General features: G+C 49.7%; 24 protein-coding genes and 5 tRNA genes. 8 read left to right on the top strand and 21 right to left on the bottom strand.

The genetic code is table 11. The annotated features are described in order from the left end of the window. Window positions 1-44 precede the first annotated feature (44 nt). The 11 genes from nadD to KGF88_RS06800 form a co-directional block, all read right to left on the bottom strand. The gene (nadD, locus tag KGF88_RS06850; protein WP_153825766.1) at window positions 45-671 is read right to left on the bottom strand and encodes a nicotinate-nucleotide adenylyltransferase; all 627 of its coding nucleotides are present in this window, start codon (window positions 669-671) and stop codon (window positions 45-47) included. Beyond that, the gene (holA, locus tag KGF88_RS06845) at window positions 668-1,699 is read right to left on the bottom strand and encodes a DNA polymerase III subunit delta (RefSeq protein ID WP_153825765.1); all 1,032 of its coding nucleotides are present in this window, start codon (window positions 1,697-1,699) and stop codon (window positions 668-670) included. Before holA ends, nadD begins: the two co-directional genes overlap by 4 nt. A 2-nt stretch (window positions 1,700-1,701) precedes the next feature. Beyond that, complete coding sequence (lptE, locus tag KGF88_RS06840; protein WP_153825764.1) at window positions 1,702-2,190, bottom strand: LPS assembly lipoprotein LptE; 489 nt, start codon at window positions 2,188-2,190, stop codon at window positions 1,702-1,704. A gap of 2 nt (window positions 2,191-2,192) precedes the next feature. After that, complete coding sequence (leuS, locus tag KGF88_RS06835) at window positions 2,193-4,778, bottom strand: leucine--tRNA ligase (protein ID WP_153825994.1); 2,586 nt, start codon at window positions 4,776-4,778, stop codon at window positions 2,193-2,195. A gap of 88 nt (window positions 4,779-4,866) precedes the next feature. Beyond that, window positions 4,867-5,061 carry a hypothetical protein gene (locus KGF88_RS06830; RefSeq protein ID WP_153825763.1) on the bottom strand — a complete coding sequence of 65 codons (195 nt, stop codon included), beginning with the start codon at window positions 5,059-5,061 and terminating at the stop codon, window positions 4,867-4,869. 69 nt (window positions 5,062-5,130) lie between these two features. Then, window positions 5,131-6,642, bottom strand: a complete 1,512-nt coding sequence (gene lnt / locus KGF88_RS06825) for an apolipoprotein N-acyltransferase (protein WP_153825762.1) — start codon at window positions 6,640-6,642, stop codon at window positions 5,131-5,133. Beyond that, complete coding sequence (gene corC, locus KGF88_RS06820; RefSeq protein WP_153825761.1) at window positions 6,643-7,521, bottom strand: CNNM family magnesium/cobalt transport protein CorC; 879 nt, start codon at window positions 7,519-7,521, stop codon at window positions 6,643-6,645. It lies immediately after the preceding gene. A 102-nt stretch (window positions 7,522-7,623) separates the two neighbouring features. Then, on the bottom strand, window positions 7,624-8,094 hold the full coding sequence (gene ybeY / locus KGF88_RS06815) for an rRNA maturation RNase YbeY (RefSeq protein ID WP_153825760.1): 471 nt from the start codon (window positions 8,092-8,094) through the stop codon (window positions 7,624-7,626). Continuing rightward, window positions 8,091-9,095 (bottom strand): PhoH family protein, encoded by a 1,005-nt coding sequence (locus KGF88_RS06810; protein ID WP_153825759.1) that lies wholly within the window; start codon window positions 9,093-9,095, stop codon window positions 8,091-8,093. The genes ybeY and KGF88_RS06810 overlap by 4 nt, the downstream gene beginning before the upstream one ends. Window positions 9,096-9,134: 39 nt before the next feature. Next, window positions 9,135-10,577, bottom strand: coding sequence for a tRNA (N6-isopentenyl adenosine(37)-C2)-methylthiotransferase MiaB (miaB, locus tag KGF88_RS06805; protein WP_153825758.1), 1,443 nt, complete (start codon window positions 10,575-10,577; stop codon window positions 9,135-9,137). 149 nt (window positions 10,578-10,726) lie between these two features. Continuing rightward, on the bottom strand, window positions 10,727-11,587 hold the full coding sequence (locus KGF88_RS06800) for a DMT family transporter (RefSeq protein ID WP_153825757.1): 861 nt from the start codon (window positions 11,585-11,587) through the stop codon (window positions 10,727-10,729). A gap of 43 nt (window positions 11,588-11,630) precedes the next feature. Here KGF88_RS06800 and KGF88_RS06795 point away from each other — a divergent pair, with 43 nt between their 5' ends. Both KGF88_RS06795 and KGF88_RS06790 read left to right on the top strand, forming a co-directional pair. Next, entirely contained in the window at window positions 11,631-11,984 is a 354-nt protein-coding gene (locus tag KGF88_RS06795; protein ID WP_110074764.1) for a DMT family protein, read from the top strand. Window positions 11,985-11,995: 11 nt separating this feature from the next. Beyond that, window positions 11,996-13,120, top strand: coding sequence for an FAD-dependent oxidoreductase (locus tag KGF88_RS06790; protein ID WP_153825756.1), 1,125 nt, complete (start codon window positions 11,996-11,998; stop codon window positions 13,118-13,120). 120 nt (window positions 13,121-13,240) lie between these two features. Here KGF88_RS06790 and KGF88_RS06785 read toward each other — a convergent pair. The 8 genes from KGF88_RS06785 to KGF88_RS06750 form a co-directional block, all read right to left on the bottom strand. Then, window positions 13,241-13,327 (bottom strand) — tRNA-Leu (locus tag KGF88_RS06785). 23 nt (window positions 13,328-13,350) lie between these two features. Then, window positions 13,351-13,425, bottom strand: a tRNA-Gln gene (locus KGF88_RS06780). Window positions 13,426-13,457: 32 nt separating this feature from the next. Beyond that, window positions 13,458-13,532: transfer RNA gene (locus KGF88_RS06775), tRNA-Gln, on the bottom strand. 28 nt (window positions 13,533-13,560) lie between these two features. After that, window positions 13,561-13,645: transfer RNA gene (locus tag KGF88_RS06770), tRNA-Leu, on the bottom strand. Window positions 13,646-13,663: 18 nt separating this feature from the next. Continuing rightward, a tRNA-Met gene (locus KGF88_RS06765) sits at window positions 13,664-13,740 on the bottom strand. A gap of 159 nt (window positions 13,741-13,899) precedes the next feature. Further along, window positions 13,900-14,625: an SIMPL domain-containing protein gene (locus KGF88_RS06760; RefSeq protein WP_153825755.1), complete on the bottom strand. Its 726-nt coding sequence runs from the start codon at window positions 14,623-14,625 to the stop codon at window positions 13,900-13,902. Between the two features lie 28 nt (window positions 14,626-14,653). Further along, a complete protein-coding gene (locus tag KGF88_RS06755) occupies window positions 14,654-15,322 on the bottom strand; it encodes an SDR family oxidoreductase (RefSeq protein WP_153825754.1) in 669 nt (222 codons plus the stop codon). A 25-nt stretch (window positions 15,323-15,347) separates the two neighbouring features. Beyond that, window positions 15,348-16,712: a class II fumarate hydratase gene (locus KGF88_RS06750; protein WP_153825753.1), complete on the bottom strand. Its 1,365-nt coding sequence runs from the start codon at window positions 16,710-16,712 to the stop codon at window positions 15,348-15,350. A 99-nt stretch (window positions 16,713-16,811) separates the two neighbouring features. On the opposite strand from KGF88_RS06750, the gene KGF88_RS06745 reads away from it, so the two are divergent. The 6 genes from KGF88_RS06745 (at window position 16,812) to KGF88_RS06720 (ending at window position 23,534) form a co-directional block, all read left to right on the top strand. Continuing rightward, window positions 16,812-17,537, top strand: a complete 726-nt coding sequence (locus tag KGF88_RS06745; RefSeq protein ID WP_153825752.1) for a hypothetical protein — start codon at window positions 16,812-16,814, stop codon at window positions 17,535-17,537. Continuing rightward, window positions 17,538-19,835 carry a putative bifunctional diguanylate cyclase/phosphodiesterase gene (locus KGF88_RS06740; protein ID WP_153825751.1) on the top strand — a complete coding sequence of 766 codons (2,298 nt, stop codon included), beginning with the start codon at window positions 17,538-17,540 and terminating at the stop codon, window positions 19,833-19,835. Beyond that, a complete protein-coding gene (locus KGF88_RS06735) occupies window positions 19,832-20,701 on the top strand; it encodes a DUF3034 family protein (RefSeq protein ID WP_228759441.1) in 870 nt (289 codons plus the stop codon). Before KGF88_RS06740 ends, KGF88_RS06735 begins: the two co-directional genes overlap by 4 nt. Window positions 20,702-20,711: 10 nt before the next feature. Next, complete coding sequence (locus KGF88_RS06730; protein WP_162014443.1) at window positions 20,712-21,218, top strand: group I truncated hemoglobin; 507 nt, start codon at window positions 20,712-20,714, stop codon at window positions 21,216-21,218. A 12-nt stretch (window positions 21,219-21,230) separates the two neighbouring features. Beyond that, window positions 21,231-22,607, top strand: coding sequence for a YfcC family protein (locus tag KGF88_RS06725; protein ID WP_110074756.1), 1,377 nt, complete (start codon window positions 21,231-21,233; stop codon window positions 22,605-22,607). Between the two features lie 81 nt (window positions 22,608-22,688). Beyond that, on the top strand, window positions 22,689-23,534 hold the full coding sequence (locus KGF88_RS06720; protein ID WP_153825749.1) for a sulfurtransferase: 846 nt from the start codon (window positions 22,689-22,691) through the stop codon (window positions 23,532-23,534). 64 nt (window positions 23,535-23,598) lie between these two features. Here the strand turns inward: KGF88_RS06720 and ychF are convergent, their stop codons facing one another. Both ychF and pth read right to left on the bottom strand, forming a co-directional pair. Then, window positions 23,599-24,690 carry a redox-regulated ATPase YchF gene (gene ychF / locus KGF88_RS06715; RefSeq protein ID WP_153825748.1) on the bottom strand — a complete coding sequence of 364 codons (1,092 nt, stop codon included), beginning with the start codon at window positions 24,688-24,690 and terminating at the stop codon, window positions 23,599-23,601. 2 nt (window positions 24,691-24,692) lie between these two features. Next, window positions 24,693-25,286: an aminoacyl-tRNA hydrolase gene (pth, locus tag KGF88_RS06710; RefSeq protein WP_153825747.1), complete on the bottom strand. Its 594-nt coding sequence runs from the start codon at window positions 25,284-25,286 to the stop codon at window positions 24,693-24,695. Window positions 25,287-25,292: the final 6 nt, after the last annotated feature.

Raw genomic sequence — 25,292 nt, 5'->3', positions numbered from 1 at the left:
AAAAAAGATGCGCTAGTTTAGCATGAAGCAACACAAAAAAGCAGCTAACGATAAAGCTGCTGTTGTTCGATGTAGTGAGCAACACTTGCCGGCACCCAATGTTGCCATGCTTGTTGTTGCTGGATAGCTGTTCGAATGGCGGTTGCAGAGATATCAACAGCCGTGGTTGGGGCCAGATAAATCGCCCCCTGGGGTTGTTGTATGAACTGGTCCAGCTGAGTGATTTGGCGTTCAGCGAGCACCTTGGTAACGGTGGCGTTGAACGTGACCTGGCTATGGGGGCGTTGCATGACGACCCAATTTGCATGATCAAAGAGATGCTGCCATTGATGCCAACGATGCAGTGATGCAAAGGCATCAGCGCCGCATAAGAACACCAACGCGTCCTGTGGCCAGCGTTGCTTCAGTTCGGCAAGAGTTTGCGCGGTATAACTTGGCCGAGCTTGGTTGAGCTCCCAGTCTTCGGCAACGCAATGGTCTAGGGCCGTGGCTGCGAGTTGCGCCATGGTTAAGCGCTGGGTGGCGGTAGCGCCGGGATAATCGCGATGGGGTGGTTGCGCACTGGGCATTAAATGCAGTTGCGCCTGCAGTAGCTGTTGCACTTGTTGCGCCGGCCGCAAGTGGCCCCAATGAATAGGGTCAAAAGTACCGCCAAGAATAGCACGAATCATAACGGGAGCTGCTGCAACTGTTGCGGGCGACAATACAGGGCTACCAGCTGCGTGACCAAGGTGGGATAGTGGTCACCTGAATCACCTTTAAAAGCGTATTCTAAGCGGCTTAACAATTGTCCCGCGACTTGCATGGCGGAGGCATCCATACGCTGCACAAACTGGCGATAAGCTGGTTCTTGTGAGCGCCACAGACGTTGTTGCTTGGCCGCCGCACTAAAACTTTGTCCCGCTGCCAGAGCCTGCTGCAGACTGAATACTAGGGTCCATTCGCGTTGCAGGGCCCAATTTAAAATAGCCGGCTCAACATCCCCTTCAAACAGGCGTTGCAACTTGTGCAACGCTTGGTCGAGATCCGCCGCCAAAATAGCTTCTTGTAACGCAAACACATTGAAACGGCTTTGATCTTCACTATGCGAGGTAATCAGGGCTGCGGTTACTGGGGGAGGTAACTCGCTTAAGGCTAGTTTTTGTAATTCTTGATCCAGTGCTAACAGGTTACCTTCGTACCAATCTGCCAGTAATTGCACGGCCGAGGGGTCTAGTTGTAACTGATAGCGTTGCGCCCGTTGCTGAATAAAGCGTGGCAGCTGCTGGCGCTCAGGATTGTTAGCGCTGACCATAGTGGCGACTTTGCTGAGTTGCTGAAACCACTTGGCTTTTTGTTGTTCTTGTTTGAGTTTAGGGCCAATAATGACCAAAATTTGGTCTTGGCTGGGCTGCTCGGCATAGCTGCGCAAGGCTTCGCCACCCTCGCGCCCTGGTTTACCCTCGGGTAATTCTAGTTCAAGTAAACGCTGACTCGAAAACAGGCTTAAATTAGCACTGGCGGTATGCAAGATGCTCCAATCAAGCTGAGCATCTTGGAGCAACCGTTGGCGCTCATCAATGCCTTGCTGGCGCGCAAAACGGCGTAATTGCTGGACGCTTTCATCCACTAATAGCGGCGCATCACCAAACACACAAACGATAGGCGCTAGCCCATGTTGTTGTAAATGCTGGGTGAGTTGGCTGCTATAAAGCTGCATGATTACTCCGCTAACTGGGCAAGAATCTGCCGGAGCATGCGGCGGGCTGCTTCTTCACGCATTTCTGCCACCAGCAGTTCGCGTTCACGGGTCTTGGCTAGTGCAAAGTTAGGGTCGTCTTGATAATCACGATAGACCTCAATTCGTAGGTCGACCGGATCTTTATTGGCTTCGTTGATGCTGTAGTCCACGCTATAGATCAACTCGTATTCCGCTACTTGGCCAGAGCCCGATAGGGATAGGGTACGGCGACTTAATTCATCGCGGTTGATGGCAATCACCAAGCCAGGATCGGCATCTACGAGTTCAACCCCGGCTAAGTTTAAGCGCTGTTCAAACACATTAGCAAATTCACTGAACTTAGGTGCTTGTAAGTACACTTGTTGCAAACTCGGCGGCAATTGATACTGATCACGTAACTGAAAGCCACAACCCATGATTAGGGTTGTGGCTAACAGCACGGTTATCCATTGGAGCAAGCCGTTGCGCATGATTAGTTAGCCACTATATTGAATAACTTACCGGGCACATAAATCTGCTTCCGAATGGTTTTTCCATCCACAAAGCGCGCCACATTGTCGTCTGCCATCGCTAGGGCAGTGACGGTTGCTTCATCGGCATCGGCGGCTACAGTCAATTTACTCCGTACCTTACCGTTAACTTGCACCACAATCAGCACCGAGGTTTCGACTAAAGCTGCCTCATCAAAGCTTGGCCAAGCGGCAAAGTTGATATCACTGCTATGGCCTAAGGCCTGCCACAGGGCTTCTGCTAAATGCGGGGTTACCGGCGCTAACATCAGCACTACGGCATCCAAGGCTTCGGCCATTAAGCCACGATCAAGAGCTGTATCTAGAGGAGCTTTTTGCAGCCGGTTCAATAATTCCATGATGGCCGCAATGGCTGTATTGAAGTTCTGGCGACGGCCCATGTCATCGGTAACTTTTTGAATAGCACGATGCAACTCACGGCGTAATTGCTGTTGTGACTCAGACAGTTGCTGCCAATCTTGGCTACGCGGCTGGTCTGCTACCGCGGTAAAGTCCGCGGCCAGGCGCCAGACTCGACGTAAGAAACGTTGCGCGCCATCGACACCAGAGTCAGACCACTCGAGCGTGGCTTCTGGCGGTGCGGCAAACATCATAAACAGGCGCACGGTATCGGCACCGTATTTATCAATCATGACCTGCGGATCGATGCCGTTATTTTTGGATTTCGACATTTTGGTCATGCCGCCATGAGTTACCGGCTGACCATCACTGCGCAAGATGGCTTCAATGATGCGGCCTTTGTCATCACGACGAATATCCACCTCTAGGGGCGAATACCAGGTGATTTTACCTGAGGCATCCTCACGGAAATAACTATCCGCAAGCACCATACCTTGGGTTAACAGGCGCTTAAATGGCTCATCAGATTCCACTAACCCAGTGTCGCGTAACAATTTGTGGAAGAAACGCGCATAGAGCAAATGCAGGATAGCGTGTTCAATACCGCCGATGTATTGGTCTACGGGCAACCAATAGTTAGCCTGCTCAGGGTTCAGCATACCGTCTTGGTAGTTGGCGCTACAATAGCGCGCGTAATACCAAGATGATTCCATAAAGGTATCAAAAGTATCGGTTTCGTGTTCCGCTGGCTGCCCTTGGTAAGTGGTTTGGCGCCATTGTGGATCTTCTTTGATAGGGGATGAGTTACCTGACATCACCACATCTTCAGGGAGTTTTACTGGCAGTTGATCTGCCGGTACCGGCACCGATTCACCATTCGCTAAGTTCAGCATAGGAATAGGAGCGCCCCAGTAGCGTTGCCGCGATACGCCCCAATCACGCAGGCGGAAGTTCACCTGACGGCGGCCAATGCCACGTTGCTCGAGGGTATCAGCAATGGCTTGGAACGCTTCATCACTGCTTAAACCTGTGTAGGGACCAGAGGCAAGGGTGGTGCCTTTTTCAGTAATAGCAGCTTGGCTAATATCGGCCTCACCGCTGGCCGGATCGATCACCACAGTGATAGGCAATTGATAAGTGGTGGCGAATTCCCAGTCACGTTGGTCGTGGGCCGGAACGGCCATCACTGCACCTGAGCCGTAATCCATCAACACAAAGTTAGCGACCCAGATTGGAATAAGCTCGCCCGTTAGCGGATGAACGCCACGGAAACCCGTATCCATACCTTTTTTGTCAATGGTAGCCAAATCAGCTTCAGCCATTTTGACGTTTTTAATGGTTTCGATAAAGGCCGCTAGCTCTGGATTCTGTTCAGCTGCTTGTTGCGCCAACGGGTGTTGTGCCGCCACTGCCATATAAGTCACCCCGTACAGGGTATCTGGGCGAGTGGTGTAAACGGTTAAATGCGCGTCACTGTCAGCAATGGCAAAATCAATTTCCACCCCTTCAGAGCGACCAATCCAGTTGCGCTGCATGGTTTTTACTTGCTCTGGCCAATCTTCGAGTTGGTCTAAATCGTCGAGCAGTTCTTGGGCGTAATCGGTGATTTTTATAAACCACTGCGGAATTTCTTTTTGCTCAACTTTCGCGCCGGAACGCCAGCCACGACCGTCGATAACTTGCTCGTTAGCAAGTACGGTTTGGTCGACCGGATCCCAGTTTACCGTGGCATTCTTTTTGTACACTAAGCCCTTTTCATAAAGCTTGGTGAAGAACCATTGCTCCCACCGATAATAGTCCGGCTGACAGGTGGCTAATTCACGCGACCAATCGTAACCAAAGCCTAAAGACTTGAGCTGGTTACGCATGTAATCAATGTTTTGGTAGGTCCATTTAGCTGGTGCCGTTTGGTTCTGAATAGCGGCGTTTTCGGCCGGCAAGCCAAAAGCATCCCAACCCATAGGTTGCAGGACGTTTTTGCCTTGCATCCGCTGAAACCGAGCGACCACATCACCGAGCGTGTAGTTACGTACGTGCCCCATATGGAGCTTGCCACTTGGGTAAGGAAACATCGACAAGCAATAGAATTTTTCTTTGCTAGGGTCTTCGCTAACTTGAAACACGTTATCGCGTTCCCAACGCTGTTGTACCTGGGGTTCAACAAGGGCTGGATCGTACTGCTCCGGCATCTGCTTTAACATCTGGACTTCCGTTTATTGATTAACTGGTGGCAATTAAAAGTAATAGCTGAGGCTGCCTAGAAAGGCAGGAACACGCTTATAGCGCGTACCACATCATCAGCATGATAACGATGCCGAATAGGCCAAAGAAGGCATACTCAAGCCGCTCGCGCTGTTGTGCATCAACGCTTTCTGGGTTGCGATGAAAGGCAAAGAAACCCAAGCTAGTAACACCTAAGGTGCCTGCGCCAACAAGAATAGCAAAGATAATTGCCGCTACGATGTTTTCCATGATTAACTCGCTTCTCAAAAGTAGGGTAAAAGACGAATAACCCGAAGGTTAGTTAAACTTGCGCTTATATTACTGATTTTGGCGGCGCTTGACCATGCCGAAAATACCACATATCGCAATCATCAGTGCAATTATCCATGCATTTAGTAGGCCATTACGATAAAACGGGGTGGTGCCTTGAACTAGCGGGACTTGGGCACTGAGTGTGGCGGCAACAAACTGCGGCGCACGCGCGAGTTCTTGGCCGTATTCGTTAACTACTGCGGTGATGCCATTGTTGGTAGCTCGCAATAACGGACGGCCAAGTTCTATCGAGCGCATGCGAGCGATTTGCATGTGTTGAGCTGGGCCATGGGAGGCACCAAACCAAGTATCATTGCTGACCGTGATTAAAAAATCTGAGTGAGGCTTAAGATTGGCGCGTACTTGATTAGGAAACGCGATTTCATAACAAATCGCTGCAGTTAAGTGCTGTCCTTTGGCGCGTAGGTCGGGCTGTACGTAATCCCCCCGGCTAAATGAGCTCATAGGTAGATCAAACAAAGGGGCTAGCGGGCGCAGTAAATTTTCAAAGGGAACAAACTCACCAATGGGCAATAATTGATGCTTCGCATAGCGGTTACTATGGCCATGATAATAGGCCTCCATCGGTTGATAGGGCGCATCCATACCGAGGGTAATCAAACTATTAAAATATTCGCGATTGCTGTAATCAATAATGCCGGTGATTAAACTAGTATCAGCAGCCACTAAATCCTGATGGATGTTCGCCAAAATATCATCGGTATAGGGCTCTGGCATAGTCACCGCAGATTCGGGCCAAACAATGATGTCATGACTGCTATAGAAAGGCTTACTGAGTTCTAAATAGGTTGTAAGCGAGCGCCAATGTTGATCCGGATTCCACTTAATCGATTGAGAAATATTGCCTTGCACTAACAGCACTCGTTTGGTTTCGCCAGTGCGTTCTAATTGACTCCATTGTGGCAAAGCAAAGCTAACTAGTAGCAGTGCTGTGGCCACCGCAGTAGGCAACAAACACCGCTGCTGCCAGCCACGATAAAGACTAATCGCAATCAACCAGACAATCACACTGACGCCACTCACACCCACCCAAGCAGCGTATTGTCCAAGGCTGGCATCGGTCTGGCTATAACCTAACTCTAACCAAGGGAATCCGGTTAACAGCCAACCGCGCAAGCTTTCAGTGAGTAACCAAATGCCTGGCAGTAACCAGATGGCGCTCGGGCCAAATTTGTGTTCGCTCCATTTCCACAGCCACAAAGCCACTGCGGGAAACAAACTCAAGTAGGCATAGAGCACCAGTAAGATGGCCATGGAGGCGAGCGGATGCAGCCCACCAAACTGATCGATACTGACGTAGATCCAGCTTAAGCCGGCACCAAACCAACCCAGCCCAAACCAAAACCCATGCGCAAAAGCTTGCTTGGGGCTACTGTTGCGTAATAGCAGCAACAGTAGCGTCAGCACTGCAAGGGGCAACCAAGCCTGTTCAAAAGGAGAGTAGCTAAAGACTAAACTGCCACCTAGCAGCAATGCCATCAGTTTGGTTTTATTCATTTAGTCTGCATCTGTTACACGAGGTGCTTCAGCTAGGGTCACTTGTAACTGCTGAATCCGACGTTTATCGGCACCAGTCACTTTGAAGATCATGCCATGCAAGGTCACTTCTTCACCAACTTGCGGTAAGTGGCCAAAACCATGAGCTACCATACCACCAATGGTGTCGTATTCTTCATCGTCTAACTCGAGATTAAAATACTCGTTAAAGTCTTCAATGGTGGTGAGAGCTTTTACTGAATAACGCGACTTGTTGATGCGCCGAATATCAGCTTTGCTATCTTCATTGAAGTCGGTTTCATCTTCAATTTCACCAACAATTTCTTCAAGAATGTCTTCGATGGTTACCAACCCTGATACGCCGCCGTATTCATCGACGACGATAGCCATATGATAGCGCTGCTCGCGAAACTCTTTCAGTAACACATCAACGCGTTTGCTTTCGGGCACAATCACCGCTGGGCGAATCACTTTAGCCAACGAAAATTCTTCGTCGGTCATGCCAAAACCATAGGCGAGTAAATCTTTGGCAAGCAGAATGCCTTCGATGTGGTCTTTGTTTTCGCTCACTACCGGATAGCGGCTGTGCTGCGAATCAATCACGATAGGTAGAAACGACTCGACGCTTTGATGAATATCAATGGTGACCATTTGCGAACGTGGCACCATAATATCGCGCACTTTAAGCTCGGCGACATCTAACACCCCTTCGATCATTTCTTTGGTGTCATTGTCAATCAAGTCTCGTTCTTCGGCGTCCTGGATGAGGTCGACTAACTCTTCTCGACTATTCGGTTCTCCGGTAAACAGTTGCAGCAATTTGCTAGCCCAAGTTTTACGCGCAGAACCGCTCGTAGAGTGGGGATTATCATCGCTCATGATGTCGGTTGTGCTCCATGTGTGCTTCAAAATATCGCTGCTAAGCAGCGTTGGTTATCGAAAAAAGTCAGTTGTATCTATGCTGTTTTCCTAGAGATATGTCTAGGTAATAGCATCCGCTTCCGCATAGGGATCAGCATAGCCCAAGCCGGCTAGGATGTCTCTTTCAAGTTGTTCCATCTGCTCAGCTTGTTGGTCTTCTATATGGTCATACCCCAGCAAATGCAAGGTACCATGCACCACTAAATGAGCCCAATGAGCTACCAAGGGTTTGTTTTGCTCAGTTGCTTCGCGGCTAACCACAGGTGCACAAATGACCAGATCACCGAGCAGTTGCAAAGGCAAAGGCACCGGCGATTCAAACGGAAACGACAGCACATTAGTGGCGTAGTCTTTACCGCGATAATCGTGATTAAGCTGCAAACCTTCGTCGCTGTCAACCACCCTGATGGTCATTTCGCTGTCAGGTTGGGCTAGGTGCTGGAGCACGCTGGTCACCCATTGGCTAAATTGCTGGTGGCTGGGAATGTCGCTGGCAGTACTGGCAATTTGGATATCTAAAGTAGCGGTCATGAGTTACTCGAAGGAGCTTGTTCAAAGCTTTCGTAAGCTTGCACAATACGTTGCACCACGGGATGGCGGACCACATCAGAAGCCTGAAAGAAGGTAAAACTGATGTCATCAATGTCTTTGAGTACTTCAATGACATGACGTAGCCCAGATTTTTGGCCGCGCGGTAAGTCAACCTGAGTAATATCTCCGGTGATAACAGCACGAGAATTAAAGCCAATCCGAGTCAGGAACATTTTCATTTGTTCGCAGGTGGTATTTTGGCTTTCATCCAAAATAATAAAAGCATCGTTGAGGGTACGGCCGCGCATGTAGGCAAGCGGGGCTACCTCAATCACATTGCGCTCAATGAGCTTTTCTACTTTTTCAAACCCGAGCATTTCAAACAGGGCATCGTAGAGCGGGCGTAAATAAGGATCGACTTTCTGCGCTAAATCACCGGGTAAAAAGCCTAGTTTCTCGCCAGCTTCAACTGCTGGGCGAGTTAATAGAATGCGACGAATCTCTTGGCGCTCGAGTGCATCTACGGCACAGGCCACGGCCAGGTAGGTTTTACCGGTACCGGCAGGACCTACGCCAAAGTTAACATCGTGAGTTAAGATGGCGCGAACGTATTCGGCTTGATTCGGGTTACGGGGTTTGATCAGCCCACGTTTGGTTTTAATGTGAGTCATTTTCGCAAACGCGGGGTCATCGTCATGGTGTTGCTGTTCAAGCACTTGCGCTTGCTGCACCGCTAGGTGCACCATTTGTGGGGTGACACTACCGGCATCACCTTTGATGGTGGCGGTTTCTAGGTATAAATCGCGCAGGATTTTGGCACCAGCCTGCACTGTATGAGCTGGGCCGAGCAGGCGAAATCCATTGTGACGATGACTGATTTCTATGCCTAAGCGGCGCTCAATGTGTTTTAAGTTGTCGTCAACGGGCCCGCATAAATCGGCAATACGGTTGTTATCTGCGGGCTCTAGAGTTATGTCTAACGTACTTACAGTTTGAGTCAAGCTAACCTCGGTGTTGCGAAGATAAAATCCAGCAGCCGGTTAAGAGGCTGCTGGAGGAACGAAAGTGGCCACGCCAAGCTCGTTAGGTTGGTGTTTTGCCTGTCGTGCCAAGATCGTTTGTGGTGCGGTATCAACCCGCAAGCCCATGTCTGATTCTACCCGTAACACGTCGCCGCGTAATGAGTTAACAAACACATCGGTGATTTTGACATCAACAAATTTACCTATCATGGACGGCTCGCCGATAAAGTTAACCACGCGGTTGTTCTCGGTACGCCCACTAAGCTCCATCGGATCTTTCTTCGATGGGCCAATAACCAAGATACGTTGCTCAGTGCCTAACATCCGCCGAGCATGCGCATGGGCTTGCTGATTAATGCGTTGCTGTAACAGCTGCAGGCGTTGTTTCTTGGTGGCTTCAGTAACATCATCAGGTAAATCAGCGGCTGGTGTACCAGGACGCGCACTGTAGATGAAGCTAAAGCTCATATCGTAATCAATGGCTTGAATCAAATCCATGGTGGCTTCAAAGTCGGCATCAGTCTCACCTGGGAAGCCAATAATAAAATCTGAGCTCATGGCGATATCTGGGCGTACTTTTTTAAGCTTACGGATCTGTGACTTATATTCTAATGCCGTGTGTCCACGTTTCATTAACGTCAGAATACGGTCTGAACCACTTTGCACCGGCAGGTGTAAATGACTCACTAATTCTGGAATGGTGGCGTAAGCTTCAATGATATCGTCAGTAAACTCCACCGGATGCGAGGTGGTGTAACGGATGCGATCGATACCATCAATAGCAGCAACTAAGTGCAATAACTCGGCAAATCGACACACCTCACCGGTATGATGTTCGCCCCGATAGGCATTCACGTTCTGGCCCAGTAAATTTACTTCGCGCACGCCTTGCTCAGCGAGCTGGGCAATCTCGAATAACACGTCGTCGACGGGACGACTGACTTCTTCACCGCGGGTGTACGGCACCACACAGAACGTACAGTACTTGCTGCAACCTTCCATAATAGAAACGAATGCGCTAGGGCCGTCTGCTTTGGGTTCTGGTAGACGGTCGAATTTCTCGATTTCAGGAAACGAGATATCGACCATCGGCGTGTGATGGGTTTGTACTTGCTTCACCATCTCTGGCAACCGATGCAAGGTTTGTGGGCCAAACACGATATCTACGTACGGAGCACGTTCACGAATATGATCGCCTTCTTGCGAGGCCACACAGCCGCCAACCCCGATCACTAAATCTGGGTTTTTATCTTTTAGGGTTTTCCAACGGCCTAACTGATGAAAGACTTTTTCTTGGGCCTTTTCGCGAATAGAGCAGGTGTTCAGCAAAATCAAATCTGCTTCTTCAGGCTCGCCTGCCACCTCGTAGCCATGAGTTGCCTTAAGTAGATCAGCCATTTTCGCTGAGTCGTACTCGTTCATCTGACAACCCCAAGTTTTAATATATAACTTCTTACTCATAAATCTCTGGCTCGCTTGCTGTATCGCGTTGGTTGGCTAAGCTGCAGCAGTGACACTGGTCTTAACCAAGCTATCAATAGACTAAATGGGCGGCTATTTTAGCTTGTTCTGCACCCAACTGCCAACTTTCAGGCGGATTTACCGCCTGCTTAAGCTTGGCGTCGGGTGCGAATCGCTAAATAACCGGCCACCATAATAACGCCGGCTCCTATCAACATACTTAAAGTGATGGGCTCTTGCCAAAACCAGTAGCCCATAAGAGCGGCAAAAATAACCGAACTGTAAGTAAAAACACCGACTCTAGCGGCTGGTGCCATGGCAAAGGCTTTGGTCATGGTTAATTGCCCGGCCACTGCTAGGGCACCCATGACGACAATAGCCAACCAATGTTCAGGGGCAACAGCTTGACCCATCCATACTAGGGGCAGCGCCGATAACAGCGTCGCTAGGCTGGCAAAATAGAACACTATTTTACTGGATGATTCAGTAGCTGACATCTGCCGGATCAAAGTTTTAGTAAAAGCTGCTAAGCAAGCAGCAATGAAAGCTACTGCGACCACCGGCGACAAGGTCGCTGTGGTGGGATTAAGAAAAATAAAGACGCCGATAAAGCCAATCCCAATCGCCAACCAGGTTTGGGGGAGCACTTTTTCGTGTAACCAAAGCCGCCCAATGATGGGAATAATAAAAGGCGATAACAACAGCACTAGGGTGGCTTGCGCTAAGGGCAAATGTGCGATCGCATAAAAGAACAAATACATCGCCGCCAAGCCTGCCAAGCCGCGGCTCAGGTGAAACTTCCAAGCTTTAGTTTTAAAGGCGCTGGGGCCTTTGCGCCACAGCCACGGCAGCAACACTAAAAAAGCCATTAAATTTCTGAAAAACACCAATTGTTCTGAGGGTAAATAGGTGCTCAAATATTTAACTAAGGCACTTACCCCGGCAAAGCATAGCTCGGCCGTAATAATCAATAGAGAAGCTATAACCACGGTGCGCTGCGGCGTGTCCATAATGTCCTTGTGCGGCGCCAGCCGCCTAGTCAACGAGACCTGTATGAATCGCTATATTATCACGATCACTTTATTAACGCTGAGTAATGTTTTTATGACCTTTGCTTGGTATGCCCATTTGAAAAACCTCGCTGAAAAACCATGGCTGGTGGCGGCTTTTGCCAGTTGGGGCATTGCCTTGCTGGAATATCTGTTACAAGTACCCGCCAACCGTATCGGTTATGAGGTCATGAACTTGGGGCAGCTGAAAATCTTGCAAGAGGTGATTACCCTGTCAGTATTTGTGCCTTTTGCATTGTTTTACATGAAAGAAAAGCTAACTTGGGATTATTTATGGGCTGGCTTATGTATTCTTGGCGCAGTATTTTTTATCATGCGTAGTAAGTTTACCGGGTAAAGAGATAAATCATGCAGATAGTTATTGTGGGTGGCGGTATGGTGGGCGCAGCAGCGGCAGTTGCCCTGGCGCAGCAAGGTCATCAGATAGAGCTGATTGAAGCGGGCCCGGTAGTGGTTAGCAGCGGCCCGTGGGATTTACGGATCTCATCGATTCATCTGCGTAATGTGCAATGGCTACAACAGTTACAAACCTGGGCGCTAATTAGACCCGAGCGGCAATTTCCCTACACCCAGCTTGCAGTACAAACACAGCACGGGCAGCGGCTGGAATTTAACCAGCACGATAGCGACACCGAGATGCTAGGGGCGATGGTTGAGAATCACGCATTGCAGCAAGCGCTCTGGCAGCAGTTTGCCGAGTTGCCAATCAACGCAAGAGCTCAAACTCAAGTACAAGCGTTTGATTTAACCAAGCAACAAGTGCAGTTAAGTAGCGGTGAGCTGTTAAGTTACGATTTATTGATTGGCGCTGACGGGGCCCAATCGCAGGTCGCCAAAGCGGCTCAGATTGGCCAGCGCGGCTGGGATTATGACATGCGCTGTATGCTGGCGCTAGCAGAACTAGCCGAACCTATTGCGCCGGCAACATGGGAAGTGTTTCGTTCGGAAGGGCCTTATGCGCTGTTACCTCTTGGTGAACGCCAGGCCTGTTTAATTGATTATCGTAGCGAACAACAATGGCAGCATTTTAGTCAACAACCTGAAGCAGTAGCGCAACAGCTTGAACAAACCTTTGCGCCGCACCTTGGCGCTTATCAATTGCTCAACTTTGCCAGTTTTCCGCTGCGTCGTCAGCGCGCGTTGCGCTATCAAGTGAAGCAATCGGTGGTGCTTATCGGTGATGCCGCGCACAGCATTCATCCGTTAGCCGGGCAGGGGGTTAATTTAGGCTTTGCTGACGTGCAAACCCTAGTAGCGCAATTAGCCAGTCAACCTTTAGCCCCGGCCTTGGCCGCGTATGAACGTATTAGAATGCGTGAAAACCAGCTGATGATGCGTGCTATGGATGCCATCCATGTTGGTTTTAGTTCGCCGCATTGGGCACCGCAGGGACTAGTAGCTGCCGGCTTGTTCGCGGTAGCGCAAGTACAATCTTTGAAACGAGCCTTGGTACGTCGGGCCATCGGTTTTTGAAGCTGGTGAGAGAGACAACAAAAAACGCTCGTGGATGTTAGCTAAACTTCAGCAAATATCCACGAGCGTTTTGTTATTTAATGCTTATTTAAACTGCTTATTGCGGTTTCACCATAACGATGGTGCGGAGGGGGGGACTTGAACCCCCACGAGCGTTAGCTCACTAGCACCTGAAGCTAGCGCGTCTACCAATTCCGCCACCCCCGCAATAATCAGGGGCATCAAAAAAATGGCTGGGGTACCAGGATTTGAACCTGGGAATGGCGGGATCAAAACCCGCTGCCTTACCGCTTGGCTATACCCCAACACAGGGTGCATCAAAGAGATAAAAGACGATTGGCTGGGGTACCAGGATTTGAACCTGGGAATGGCGGGATCAAAACCCGCTGCCTTACCGCTTGGCTATACCCCAACAGCTATTATCGCCTCACAGTTTGAGTTGGTGCGGACGGAGAGACTCGAACTCTCACGCCGTGAGGCACTGGAACCTAAATCCAGCGTGTCTACCAATTCCACCACGTCCGCCCAAAAAGGCTATTTGGATGGTGGCTACGGCGAGATTCGAACTTGCGACCCCAGCATTATGAGTGCTGTGCTCTAACCAGCTGAGCTACGTAGCCATACCAAATTTTTTATCAAACTGCGCTCGGTGAGTGCGGCGCGTATTATGCAAATCAGGGACGATACCGTCAACCACTTTTTCTCAAAAAAACGCGTATTTCTGCGCGATTGCTTAAAAAAGCGATAGTTTGTTTAATTAATCAACGAATCCGTGGTCGTTAATCAACAAGTTGGTATTCAACCGTCGACACCACCCGCACAATTTTCAAATGAGGGGTATTGGAGTCCCTATCGTAAATACTGAACTGCCCTTGATTAGCACTACGAATTTTACCTAATTCACTATTAGAATGCTCGGCAAAACGTAAAGCGACTTCACGGGCGTTGCGCGCCGACTCCTCAATCATACTAGGTTTAATCGCATTTAAGCCATTAAAATGATATTCAACTTGGGTTTCGTAGGCATTTCCACTCAAGCTCACGCCTTGTTTGCCTAATTCAGATAAGCGTTGCCGTAGGGCTCGAACATTGTCGACCTGGTTGGTGTAAACCGTTAGGGTTTGTTCACCGGTATAGCGCAAGCCAACGTCTTCTGTGGCCCAACGTTCAGCTAGTTTATCGAGGACATTTGGTGCGGCGATAGAAATATCATCCTGACGAAAGCCATTATTCAGCAAAAAGGTTTGGATGGCCTTGATATCAGCATCAAGCTCTTCGTAAATGGTCTGTTGACTGTTGCCAGCTCGAACCACTTTAAGTGGCCAAATCGCCGTATCAGCGGCAACTTCGCGTTCGGCTAGGCCTTTGACCTCGACCACCCGTTCAAAACTACGAAACTCTTGCACGCTAGCAGTCAGGGCATAGCTTAACACCCCCGCCGCAAGCACCAACCCAGCGGCTAAAATGCCCGCGGTTAACGGGCGTAAACTATTGTTGGAAATCATGATTTATCCTTATGAGGAGAATGAGTCGCTACCACGGGAGTGACTCGCCGTTGCTATGGATAAATTGACCACTGGAACTTAAGGTTAGTTCATTAATGCGAGCGATAAGTCGAGTTGCAGCTTGATCAGCACTGATATCGCCGGCGTTATTCACCATCTCGGTCTGTACAAAGCCTGGATGCAGCAAGGCTACCGCGACCCCAGCGGCTTCGAGATCCCGTGCTAAGGAAACCCCCGCGGCATTCAAGGCGGCCTTACTCATGCGGTAGCCATAATAGCCACCCGAGCCGTTATCTGTCATGGAGCCCATGCGGCTGGTGATAAGCACTACTTTACTGCCGTTATGTAGGCGAGAGCGCAGCGCATCGGTGAGGATCAATGGCCCCATTGCGTTAACCTGAAATTGCCGCAGTAAACTGTCGGCATGGATAGCACCTAAGCTATCGCGTTCTAACAAGCCGGCGTTATTGATCAAAATATCGATGGTTTGATCGGCAAGCTGTTGGGCTAACTCGCGTACGGCATTGGCATCAGTCACATCGATGCCGGTAATGATTCGGCTTGGCTGCAACTGTTCTAAGGCTTCGCTACTGCTACGACAAACAGCGGTCACTGTGTCGCCTTGGGCCAAATACTGCGCAGTTAAAGCTAGGCCAATACCACGGTTGGCACCGGTAATAACAACATGTTTTGACATGATCACTCCTGTGTTGAGTTGCGATTTATTCGGTAAGTCGTTTGGGATCCAGTAAGCGCGCTAAGGTGTCGCGATCTAAATCCGTTTGCTCAGCAGCAACGTCAAGAATATCGCGCTGTTGCTGATAGGCCTGTTTGGCAATGGCGGCGGCTTGGTTGTAGCCAATCTCGCGATTTAAGGCGGTTACTAGAATCGGATTACGAGCTAGCACGGCGTTGATGCGTTGGTGATTGACGCTGAAATCAGCAATCGCTTGGTCAGCTAGGGCACGGGCCGCGTGGCTGAGCAGTTCAATACTTTGCAGTTGATTGTAGGCAATTACCGGCAACATCACATTTAATTGGAAATTGCCTTGCTGCGCTGCAGCACTGACCGTGTGGTAGTTACCCGCCACCTGCACCGCAACCATAGCTACAGCTTCAGGAATTACTGGATTCACTTTACCTGGCATGATGCTGCTGCCCGGCTGTAACGCGGTCAGGCTGATTTCACCTAGGCCAGCCAGTGGACCGCTGTTCATCCAACGTAAATCGTTGCTGATTTTGAGCAGTACCGTGCCGATCGCATTCAGGGTGCCGCTCACCATGGCGTTGATTTCTTGCCCAGCAATACCAGCAAACAGATTTGCAGCCGGGCAAAACTGAGCGGCGCTGCGCTCATTCAACGCTTGGCAAAAGTCTGCCGCAAACCCATCCGGAGCATTAACGCCTGAGCCGATGGCGGTACCACCTTGAGGCAATTGTTGTAGTAATTGCAAATGTTGTTCTAAAGTAACCTGGGTATGGTTAACTTGGGCTGCCCAGGCCGATAGTTCTTGGGCGAAGGTAAGCGGCATGGCATCCATCAGGTGGGTACGGCCGGTTTTAACCACATCTTTTAAGCTGGTCGCTTTTTGTTTGATCACTTGCTGTAAATGTTGCAAGGCCGGCAGCAGCTGTTGACTGATAGCCAAGGTTGAGCTCACCAGAATCGTGGTAGGAATCACATCGTTACTGCTTTGGCTGGCATTAATGTGGTCGTTAGGATGCAGCTCGAGCCCGCTTTGTTGTTTGACTAGGCTGCTGAGCACCTCGTTCATGTTCATATTGGTGCTGGTGCCCGAGCCGGTTTGAAAAATATCTAGCGGAAAACTATCTGGTTCAGCTTGCGCTAAAATGGTATCAGCCGCAGCGATAATGGCTTGCGCTTGGGGCTGGGTTAGCACGCCGGCTTTGGCATTAGCTTGCGCAGCAGCGGCTTTAACCTGCGCCAAGGCATGAATAAAACGGGCTGGAAAGCGCAACGAGCTGAGTTGAAAATTCTGTCGCGCACGCTCAGTTTGGGCGCGCCAAAGGGCATCAACTGGTACCTCGACGGAGCCCATGCTATCGGTTTCGGTGCGGGTTGCCATGTTTTGCTCCTTATTTGAAAAAAGTCGTGCAAAAGGTAAGGGTTACCTTTTATAGTCACTCATCTGAAACCATGTTACTAGTGAATACATGAGGTTACTATGCGGTTATTTCAAACCGTTTTTACGGTTTTCTTACTCGGTGCTGTAAGCAGCATAGCAGTACTTGCGTTAATCTTCTCGGCCGCAGCAACCGCAACTAACCTGCAAGTTAAAGTGTTAGACGCACAGCAACAACCCTTAGCTGGGGCGGTGATTAGTATTCCGGCAGGAGTAGACCTTCCAACGACAACGAACAGCGCAGATAATTTGTTAACGGCAGAAACCTACGTGATGGATCAGGTGGATAAATTATTTGTTCCCTTCATCTTAGTAGTCGCCAAGGGCAGCCAAGTGGTGTTCCCCAATCGGGATAACATTCGCCATCAAGTCTTTTCGTTCTCGCCCGCCAAGCCTTTCGAGTTACCTCTTTACAGCAATCGTGAGCAGCCGCTGGTGCGCTTTGAGCAAGCTGGGGTGGTGGTGCTGGGCTGCAATATCCACGACCATATGAAAGCCTACATCTATATCAGCCCGCATCAGTACAGCGCCCAAACGGATGCGCAAGGCCAAGTGACAGTGCCGGCTGGGAGCACCCAGTTAGCGGTCTGGTATCCGGGCCAGGAAAATACTGTTACCGACACTCTGGTGACTGTGCGCAGCGGGCAAACGGAACTGGTGGTGCAACTGCCAGTGAGCAAACAACAGCAGCAACCACCCCCACTATCGCCGTTACAGCAAAAATTTAATCAGCGTAAACAACAAACCCTTATGAGTGAGCAGCATTAAATGCGCATCAACAGCTTCAGAACTCGATTATTACTGCTGTTTTTGCTGCTTACCGCAGGCATTTTGGCAACCTCGTTGGTGACTTTACGTTGGGTGGTGGCACTTCAGTCTGAACGGAGTCTAGAGCGCGAGTTGCTGGTGAGCGAGCGCGTTTTTTCAGAATTAATGCAAGTGCGAACGGAGCAATTACAACAAGCAGCGGCGGTACTCACGGCAGATTTTGGTTTTCGGGAGGCGATAGCTAGCCAAGACCAAGAAACCATCATTTCGGCGCTGGTTAACCATGGTGAGCGCATTGGCACTAACTTGATGGTGTTACAAAATGCGGCCGGGGATGAGGTTGCAGCAACCCATGCGGTTAGTGCCTTACCGAGTATTGCGGCACGTACTGCAGTTGCGGCTGCACCTTTGATTTTGGTGCAAGATGAGATTTTTCAAATAGTCACTGTGCCAGTACAGGCGCCGGATCTTATCGCCTGGGCAACCCTTGGCTTTCGCGTTGATGATGAGCTAGCCAAGTTATTGCAACAGTTAACTCTGGCTGATATTAGCTTCATGGAGGTTGGCACCGAGCAAATTTATGCCTCAAGTTTGAGTGCAGCTGAGCGCACTATTTTGGGTAATAATCAACAGCCCTTAGACCAGCGGTTACAGCAGCTGGACTTAGCCGCCCATATCAATAACCTGAGTCAAACGGCGCAATTAGCCGGCCCGCAGGGGTTACAGGTGATTTTTTCTAGCCAACGGCAGCAGGCGCAACAAGAATTCGTCACCCTGCAACAACAATATGCGGCGATGGCCTTGCTGCTACTTATTTTAGCCAGCTTGTTGGCGATCTTAACAGCACGCAAAATTACCGAACCACTGGCGCAATTAACCCAGGCCACGCAACGCCTTGGGCAAGGCGACTATGCTAAACCTATTGGCATCAATCGGGGTGATGAATTTGGCAAGTTAGGGACGGCGTTTGAGGCCATGCGCCATGATATTGCCATGCGTGAGCAGCAAATTGTCTTTCAGTTGGAGCATGATTTACTGACCGAACTGCCCAATCGGGTGAGTTTGCAAAGTTATCTGCGTGAAGCTATCGAAAGCCATCAGCAGGGCTACATTATTTTGCTCAATGTGGCTAGGTTTGGCGAGGTCAATGACAAGTTTGGCCAGCAAGTGGCGGACCGTCTGTTGCAGGCCATAGCACAACGGCTTAGCGCCTTACTCAGCAAACCTTGGTGGCTAGCACGGTTAGCTGGTGATGAATTTGTGTTGGTTGGGGTTGGACAAACCTTGCCGCAAGTTGAGCGGTTGCTAGAGCAATTAAAACTGCAGCTAGAACAACCTTGGTGGTTAGCTGATAGTAGCTATTTATTGCATTTTCATAGTGGCTACTTAGCTTTTACTGGCGGCGCGGATGCCGTCGATGATTTGCTGCGTAAGGCTCAATTGTGCGCCCGCCAAGCTCGACTACAGAACCGTTTTGCGGTGGCTTATCAAGCTGGCATGGACGAGCAGTATTTACGGCGCTTGCAGATAGTGCAAGCGCTGCCCAAAGCGGTGCGCGAACAACGCTTGCAGTTGCACTATCAACCTAAGCTTGCGACCGCTACGGGCACTGTGGTTGGGGTTGAAGCTTTATTGCGCTGGCGCGACGAACACCTTGGCGTGGTGCGGCCCGATGAATTTATTCCGCTGGCGGAGCAAACTGGAGAAATTTATCGGCTCACCCAATGGGTGATTAGTGCCGGCTTAGCCCAACTGGCGTTATGGCATGAGCAAGGGCATAAGCTAAGTTTAGCGATGAATTTGTCGGCTTTAGATCTATCCTCACCGAGCTTAGTGACTGAATTACAGCAACAGGCAAAACAACAGGGCATAGCGCCGGCTTGGATCACCCTTGAGGTGACTGAAAGTGCAGTGATGGAAGACCCCACCAGTGCCAAAGCTAAACTCCAAGCCTTACGCGAGCTCGGCTTTAAAATAGCGATCGATGATTACGGCACCGGTTATGCGTCCTTGGCCCAACTGAAGCAACTCCCTGCAGATGAATTGAAGTTAGACCGCTCTTTTATCCAAGAACTGGCGCACAGTGAGGTCGACCAAACTATTGTGCAATCCACCTTAGCGCTGGCGCATCAATTGCAGTTGCAGACTGTTGCTGAGGGGGTTGAAGATCAAGCTACTTGGCAGGTCTTGCAGCGTTTAGGCTGTACCACAGTGCAAGGATTTTACTTCAGTCGGCCGTTAGCTGCGGCGGAGCTTGAGCTATGGCTCAAACAACATCAACAAGGACAACAAGCATGAGCAGAGTAAGCATGAACACAGCAAGATCTGCTAAGTTAGGTTGGTTAGTGGCGGCGGCCCTAGGTCTGCTGAGCGCCCCTGCCCAAGCCGAGTTTGGTCGCTTATTAGCAACCGGAGGCTTGACCAATATTGAAGGTGCTGGGGGAGGGGGAATTGTCCCTTGGGCAACCTTAGCAAGTTACGCCGATCAACAGCAATGGGGCGCAACCCTAGCCTTCAATGTAGCTGACGTTGATGACTATCAGTTGCAGGTGGGTGCCGCGACTGTCACCTATGATAATCGTTGGGAGTTCAGTTATGCGCGGCAGAACTTTGAGTTGAAGCAATTAGGTGGCGAACTGAAGCAATCGATTTATGGGCTTAAATATCGCCTTGCGGGTGATGTTATTTATGGCGCTATGCCACAAGTGAGTATTGGCCTGCAGCACAAACGCTCGGGTGATTTTAGCTTACCGCAAGCACTAGGTGCAGCGTCCGCCAATGGCACCGATCTTTACGTGAGTGCGACCAAGGCTTGGTTAGATGGCCCTTGGCATCGTACTTGGCTGGCTAACTTAACCGTACGCGGCACTCGTGCGAACGAGCTAGGGTTGCTTGGCTTTGGTGGCGACTTGCAGAACAACTACCAATGGGTAGCAGAAGCGTCAGTGGCGATGTTTGTTAACCGTCATTGGGTAGTGGGCATGGAGTATCGGCAAAAACCAGATAATTTGAGTTTCGCCAAAGAACAAGATTGGTACGATGTTTTTGTGGGCTGGTTTCCGAGTAAGCGCGTTGCTGTGGCTCTTGCTTACACTGATTTAGATGCCATTGCCGGGGCGGCCGGCCAAACGGGCGTGTATGGCTCGTTACAGATTAGTTTTTAAGGGGGCAGGCATGCGGAGTTACAACATTGCGAAGCGCCCGTTGTGGGTACTAGCTGCGGTGCTAGCTGGCAGTATTCATAGTGGCGCAGTAGCACACAGTGCCGCTCCTTTGAGCGCCACGATAGCGCCAACTGAGTTGCAGCAGCGCGATAATTCGTTGTATCTAGCGCTTGGTGAGTATCAAGGGCTGAGTCAATTGATGGAAGCTTTTGTACTTGCAATTGCGGTTGATGAGCGGGTTATCCATCATTTTGAACGAGTTGATATTGAACGTTTTCATCAGATGTTAACGTTGCACCTCTGTGAGTTAACGGGGGGACCCTGTGAATACACAGGAGCCGATATGGTTGAGGTGCATCGGGGCATGCGTATTAGTAGTGCTGAATTTAATGCCGTCGTTGAGAATCTGATCACCGCCATGCAGCAACAACAGCTTTCGGTTAGCACTCAAAACCGTTTACTTGCTATACTCGCCGCCATGCAACACGAGATTGTCTACCCACAAGAACAAAAATAGGTTATTCCTTTCATGATTAAAATAAAAATCCCGCACACGCTGGTGCTGATGATGTACATGATGCTAGCCGCGTTAGTTTTAACTTGGCTGATCCCTGCTGGTGAATTTCAGCGTAGCGTTAATGATATCGGTCAAACGGTGGTGCAACCAGGCACTTACAGCACGCTGGCGGAACAGCCTTGGCTGTCACCGTTAACCCTATTCACCGTGATTCCGCAAGCGCTCGCCGATGCCCAAGGCGTCATTTTCTTTGTGCTGTTGATTGGTGGGGTGATGGGGATCTTGCGTGCCACTGGCATGCTGGATGCATTAATTGGCTTGTTGTTAGCTAAATTCGCCAACAAAACCGGTTGGTTAATTCTGGGCGGTATGCTGACCTTTGGGATCTTTTCAGCCTTGATTGGCGTCGCCGAAGAGTATTTGATTTTTGTGGCCATGTTGGTTGCTTTATGTCGTGCGCTAAAACTCGATGGTATTACCGCCATGGGGATTTTGATTGTCGGTTACGGTATCGGCTACGGTTTATCGCTATTTAACCCCTTTACGCTGCTCATCGCGCAGGCGGTGGCCGAGGTTCCTCCGGCATCGGGATTGTGGTATCGCTTAGTATTGTGGCCGGTACTATTTGGGATTGGTTTTCACCATGTTTACAAATATGCCAAACGGGTTGCTGCTGATCCCAGCCAATCGTTACTCGCTGATCTGACCCCGGAACAAGGTAACGCAACCACCGAGTATCCGCGCTTAACGGGGCGCCATAAAATCATTTTGTTAGGATTTGTGGCGGTTTTAGGCCTACTGATTTGGGGCATCAAAGTTCACGGATGGTACTTGGTTGAACTGAGTGCGCTGTTTTTAGGTTTTGGCTTATTTGCGGTTATCGTCGCTAAGATGGGCGCAAATCAAGCTGCTAATCAATTCATTGAAGGGGCGGCAGAGTTAACAGCGACCGCCTTGTTGATTGGTTTTGCGCGCTCAATCGCCATGATTATGGAACAAGGCCAAGTGCTCGATACTGTGATCTATTATTTAGCCATGCCGGTAGAAGCCTTTGGTGCCCATTTTGGGGCCGTGAGTATGTTATTTATTCAGAGTATGCTTAACTTATTCATTCCCTCTGGCAGTGGTCAGGCGTTTGTGACCATGCCGATCATGGTGCCCATTGCGGATACCGCCGGTATCAGCCGTCAAATTGCGGTGTTGGCGTTTCAGATGGGCGATGGCTTAATGAATATGATAGTACCGACGAATCCGGTACTTATGGGCATTCTTGGATTAGCTGGTGTTCCTTACGAGCGCTGGTTCAAATTTATTGCACCCTTGATGATTAAGCTTATTTTAGCTTGCGCAGTAGCTATGTTAGTGGCCGTTAGCATTGGTTATCAATAATTGGTTATCAATCATTGGTTACCAATCACTGGTTACCAAGAACGAGCAGCTCTTGAGTGAAATGTAGGAGTTAGTAAAACGATGATTGCAAGCACCACCGCTTGGGTTGATTGTGATTGGTTGGCAGGTCGCTTAGGTGATCCGCAATTGCATGTGTTAGATGCAAGTATGACCAAGGTCGTGGGAAAAGAACCCATTGTCTACCCACAGTTGCAAGTGATTCCTGGCGCCCGTGATCTTGCGTTAGAAACTGAACTGACCGATACCGTGAGTGCCTTACCCAATGCGATGCCAACGCCAGAGCAAGTGTCTGCGCGTTTGCAAGCTTTGGGTATCGAGGCCGGCGACACCATTATTCTTTATGATAACCAAGGTGTTTATTCGTCGCCCCGCGCTTGGTTTATTCTCAAAGCGATGGGGATGCATAGAGTAGCTATTCTCAATGGCGGTTTGCCTCAGTGGTTGGCCGCTGGTTATCAATACTTAACGGGCTATGCCCCCCTGCCGAAGCGGCGGGGTAAGGTGATGGCGCAACTGCAACCCGAATGGCTGGTGACAGCTGACCAAATCAAACAACGGCAAGGTTCGGCGGAATGGGTGTTGTTAGATGCTCGGTCAGCGGCACGATTTGCCGGTACGGCAGCAGAGCCACGCGCCGGCAGCCATGGGGGCCATATCCCTGGCGCGATAAACTTACCTTTTGCCAGCTTATTGAACGGCTATCACTATAAAACGGTGGCACAGCTGGATGAGTATTTTGGTGAGTTTGCAGATAAACATCTGATGTTTACTTGTGGTTCGGGTATAACGGCGTGTATTTTGTTGTTGGCCGCCTGGCAGTATTCAGCTCAGGCAGGATTAAATCGTTCGCTACAATTGTATGATGGTTCTTGGGCGGAGTGGAGCCAGCTTCCTAGCTCAGAATAAAAATCGCTATAAAAAAACACGCCGGCAGGCGTGTTTTTTGGTTTCAAACCAGCTGTAGGCGAGGTTAGACGTTAAAGCGGAATAAAATAACGTCGCCATCTTTCACTATGTATTCTTTGCCTTCTTCGCGGCGTTTACCTGCTTCTTTTGCGCCTTGCTCGCCACGATATTGAATGTAGTCATCAAAACCAACAACAACAGCGCGGATAAAGCCTTTTTCAAAGTCGGTATGGATTTTACCAGCCGCTTGCGGGGCCGTTGCACCGACTGGAATGGTCCAAGCGCGAACTTCTTTAACCCCTGCGGTAAAGTACGTTTGTAGGTTTAGTAATTGGTAACCCCCACGAATCACCCGGTTAAGACCTGGCTCGGTGAGGCCTAAGTCAGCCATAAACTCAGCTTTCTCGGCATCGTCTAGTTCAGCGATTTCTGACTCAATTTCAGCACAAACTGGCACTACAATGGCATTTTCTTTGCTAGCGATTTCGCGAACTTTATCTAGGTAAGGGTTATTCTCAAAACCATCGTCATTCACGTTGGCAATGTACATGGTAGGCTTCATGGTTAACAGGTTATAGCTGCGAATGGTGGCTTTCTCATCATCACTCAAAGCAACAGAACGGGCCATATCGCCATTTTCTAAAGCTGGTAGTAGCTTTTGCAAAACTTGGATTTCAGCAGCCGCTTGTTTATCACCGCCTTTAGCTTTTTTACCCTGACGCAAGATAGCTTTTTCGACGCTATCCAAATCAGCCAGAGCAAGTTCAGTGTTAATCACTTCGATGTCTTCGGCAGGGTCTACTTTACCGGCAACATGCACAATGTTGTCGTTTTCAAAACAGCGTACAACATGGCCAATCGCATCTGTTTCACGGATGTTCGCTAAAAACTGGTTGCCGAGACCTTCGCCTTTAGATGCGCCTTTAACTAAACCGGCGATATCCACAAACTCCATGGTAGTGGGAACCACTCGTTGTGGATTCACAATCTCACTGAGCTGGTCTAAGCGTGGATCTGGTACCGCTACCACACCTGTGTTTGGTTCAATCGTACAAAAAGGAAAATTAGCCGCTTCAATGCCAGCTTTGGTAAGGGCATTAAATAGGGTTGATTTGCCCACGTTAGGTAAACCGACGATACCGCATTTGAATCCCATGCTTATTTCTCTCTCTGTGCTTTGAAACTGTGTAAGTGCTGTTGTGCTGCGCGCATATCTTGCTGTAATAACAGATCAATGCTGCGGCAAGCTTCCGTAATGGTATCGTCCATCAATTGTTGCTCATGAGCCGGTGCTTTGCCAAGTACCCAGCCGGTTACTTTGCTTTTATCACCAGGATGACCGATACCAATACGTAAGCGATGAAAGTTCTGACTGCCCAACCGTGCCACTATGTCTTTAATGCCGTTATGGCCACCGGTACCACCCCCGGTTTTGAACTTGGCGACTCCAGCTGGAAGATCCAATTCATCGTAAGCCACTAAGATTTCTTCAGGTAAAATTTTGTAGAAATGAGCTAGTAGGGCGACGGCGTTACCACTGCGATTCATAAATTGCATCGGTTGTAGCACTCGTAAATCGAGAGCACCTTGTTGAATGCGGGTGGTGTTACCAAAAAACTTGGAATCGGGCTGCAGTTGTTGGCCATGGCTGCGAGCAAATTGCTCTACTAACCAAAAGCCTGCATTGTGACGTGTTTGAGAGTATTCGGGGCCTGGATTACCCAGGCCCACGAGTAAGCGAATGCGAGACATCAGAGC

The sequence above is a fragment of the Idiomarina loihiensis genome (assembly GCF_024584785.1).
Lineage (GTDB): Bacteria > Pseudomonadota > Gammaproteobacteria > Enterobacterales > Alteromonadaceae > Pseudidiomarina > Pseudidiomarina fusca.
The sequence above is the reverse complement of the archived record's forward strand: the minus strand, read 5'-3'. Positions and strand labels throughout refer to the sequence as shown.